The organism is Spiroplasma sp. ald (genome assembly GCF_044714355.1).
In the GTDB taxonomy this organism is placed as follows: domain Bacteria; phylum Bacillota_I; class Bacilli_A; order Mycoplasmatales; family Mycoplasmataceae; genus Spiroplasma; species Spiroplasma phoeniceum.
Genome location: NZ_RXFY01000161.1, coordinates 1 through 1440, shown reverse-complemented (window position 1 = coordinate 1440; position 1440 = coordinate 1). Strand labels below are relative to the sequence as shown.

General features: G+C 23.6%; 1 protein-coding gene. It reads left to right on the top strand.

Annotated elements, in window-relative coordinates:
• Window positions 1-229: 229 nt before the first annotated feature.
• Window positions 230-1189 (top strand): lysostaphin resistance A-like protein, encoded by a 960-nt coding sequence (locus tag EHU54_RS05820; RefSeq protein WP_400249452.1) that lies wholly within the window; start codon window positions 230-232, stop codon window positions 1187-1189.
• Window positions 1190-1440 lie beyond the last annotated feature (251 nt).

Here is a 1440-nt window from a genome sequence, read left to right as displayed (position 1 = left end):
AATTTTTAAATAAAAGACATAATTAATTAAAATTATAATTTGCTATTAGTATCTTTTTAAAAATATTTACAATTATTTTAATAGGTTATGCAAGAAGTCTATTAAATAAAAGACATTGCAAAATGTCTTTTTTAATAGATGGATTCAAAATTCTGTACCAAATAATTTTAAATGGATTTTTAACTAATTTATTATATAATAAAAAGTAAGATTTAAAGGAGTAATAAAAATGACTAATAATGATAATGTTTATAATCCTAAAAGAGTATGATATGAGTTAAAACCAACATTAGTTGATTGTGCTGCTCCCTTTGCTTTTAATTTAGTTAAAATTAAAAATACGGGTTATATTTTTTTAGGAACAGCTATTTTTGCTCCCTTTTTTATTAATATTCTAATTTCATATATTTTTACACATAATGAATATGCTTTAGCAGGGATGAACTTTATTAGTTGGATTATTGTTGCAGTTGGTTCATATTTTGTTATTAGTGGTGCACAAAATGAAATTATGCGGTCAGGTGCTATTGCCTTTTATTATTTTTATTTTATTCCAAATATTATTGGTTTAGTAATTGGAACCATTGTAAACCAGTTTCATCCATCTGATAGTGTTAAAACAACAATTAATTTATTAACATTAATAATTGCGGGATTGGTGACAATTTTTATTCTTTATCGGTCATCACCATTAATTTTTGAAAAAATTAAATTAACTTTAAAACAAGATTGCAAACGTCTTTTTGTTGTTTGCTCAATTAGTATTATTGCTGTTTTTTCAATTCATTTATTTTTTGTTTATTTACAATCATTAATAACAGCAACAACTTCAAATAATCAAAATAATTTAATTAAAGGACTAGATAAATGGTGAAATATTGCTTTCTTATTTATCTATACAATTTTAATTGCTCCAGTTGTTGAAGAATTAGCAACTAGACACGGAATTTTTAGTTTAAGTGGTAACAAATGACTTGGATTTGTTGCATCAACAATTTTCTTTGCTGGCATGCATGTCGCTGGAACCGGTGAATGAGAACATTTTATTGGATATATTGGAGCATCATTAACACTAGGAATGCTATTTCTTATTGTTAATGGGAATGTTACATATACCATAATTCCGCATGCTGGTTATAATTGCATTGTTGCCATTTTAATGCTTGCTGCACCAAAATTTTTAGCATAATTAATTTTAAAAAAGCACTAAAGTGCTTTTTATTTTTTTGAAACAAACTTATGCAGATATATATTTAATTAGTTATATTCTAAGACAATGAATGATTTTCTAAAAAAGATTCTTTAGAGATTTATTTATAGCAATATTATTATTAATCATTAGACTTCTTGCATAACCTATTAAAATAATTGTAAATATTTTTAAAAAGATATTAATAGCAAATTATAATTTTAATTAATTATGTCTTTTATTTAAAAATT